The sequence below is a fragment of the Delftia sp. ZNC0008 genome, from assembly GCF_000799035.1.
Classification (GTDB): Bacteria; Pseudomonadota; Gammaproteobacteria; order Burkholderiales; family Burkholderiaceae_C; genus Comamonas; species Comamonas tsuruhatensis.
On the sequence record NZ_JTKZ01000282.1, the window covers coordinates 1 to 1,571 of the forward strand.

Here is a 1,571-nt window from a genome sequence, read left to right on the forward strand (position 1 = left end):
CGCGGCCTCGAACAGCTCGGCCAGCCAGGGCGCGCCGGCGCTGCCGCGCTGCGGCGTGAGCGGCAGGGCAGCGGCGCCCGCATTCACCCCATTTGCGGCATCGTCGCGCCGGCTGTCGCTGGTGATGCGGCCGTCGCTGATCTCGATCACGCGGCGCGCCTGGGCGGCCACAGTGCGGTCGTGGGTGATGAGGATGATGGTGTGGCCCGCGTCGGCCAGCTCGCGCAGCAGGGCCATGACCTCGGCGCCGCTGTGCGAGTCCAGCGCGCCCGTGGGCTCGTCGGCCAGGATGATCTGGCCGCCGTTCATCAGCGCGCGCGCAATCGACACGCGCTGCTGCTGCCCGCCCGACAGCTGGTTGGGCCGGTTGCCCAGGCGCGAGCCCAGGCCCAGGCGCTCCAGCAGCGCACGGGCGCGCCGCACGCGCTCTTCCTTGGGCAGGCCGGCGTAGATGGCGGGCATTTCCACGTTCTCGCTGGCGCTTTCGCTGGCGATCAGGTGGTAGCCCTGGAAGACGAAGCCGAAGGCCTCGCGCCGCAGCCAGGCCAGCGCGTCCGAGTCCAGCGTGGCCACGTCCTGGCCCTGGAAGTGGTAGCTGCCCTCGCTGGGCCGGTCCAGGCAGCCCAGGATGTTCATCAGCGTGGACTTGCCCGAGCCCGAGCTGCCCACCACGGCCACGAACTCGCCCGCGCGTATCTCCAGGTCGATGCCGTGCAGCACGGTGACGGCGGGCTGGCCGCTGTCGCCGCCGCCGTAGTGCTTGGTGATGCCGCGCAGCTCTATCAGCGGTGCGGCCAGCGGCGCGCCGGCCTGCATGCCCTGCGCCATCACCATTGCAGCCACCGCGGGCCACGGTCCAGAGGCGTCTCGCCGACGATGACGCGCTCGCCTTCCTGCAGGCCCTCCAGCACCTCGGCCTGGTGGCGGCTGCGCACGCCCAGGCGCACGGTGCGCTGCTCGGGCTGGCCCTTGGCGTCCAGCACGCGCACGGTCTGCGTGCTGCCTGCCTTCTCGGCCTTTTCTGCCTTGTCGGCCACGGCCATCAGCGGCACGGTCAGCGCCTGCGCAGCCTGCCCGGTGACGAAGACCACCTGGGCCGTCATCTGGGGCATCAGCTCGGCGTCCTCGTTGTCCACATCGAACAGCACGGTATAGGCCACGGCCTTGGTGGCGGGCGCAGGCGCCTGGCCCGCATTGCCGCCGGCCGGCGCCTGGCTGGTAGAGGGCGAAGGCAGCACCTGGCGCACCTTGCTGGACCAGCGCCGGGGCCTGGCCTGGTCGGCGCCGCCCAGCGTGGTGAAGTACACCGGCATGTCGTCGCGCACGCGGCGCACGTCGGCCTCGGACACTTCGGTCCACACCGTCATGGCCGACAGGTCGGCAATGCGCAGGATGTTGGGCGTCTGGTAGGTGGCGTTCAGCGTCTGGCCCTCGCGCGCCTCCACCGACACCACGGTGCCCGCCATGGGCGCGTAGATGCGCGTATAGCCCAGGCGCGCCTCGTCGGCCTTGAGCGTGGCCTGGGTCTGGTCGATCTGGGCCTTCAGGTGCTCCATGCGGGCGCCGGCTGC

2 protein-coding genes are annotated in these 1,571 nt (G+C 72.1%); both read right to left on the bottom strand.

What is annotated here, in order from left to right; genetic code table 11:
- Positions 1–828, bottom strand: an 828-nt coding sequence (locus tag L995_RS09380; protein WP_156136022.1) for an ABC transporter ATP-binding protein, incomplete at its 3' end; no start/stop codon positions are given.
- A partial coding sequence (locus tag L995_RS09385; protein ID WP_047471186.1) for an efflux RND transporter periplasmic adaptor subunit occupies positions 828–1,571 on the bottom strand: 744 nt, incomplete at its 5' end. The genes L995_RS09385 and L995_RS09380, both read right to left, overlap by 1 nt.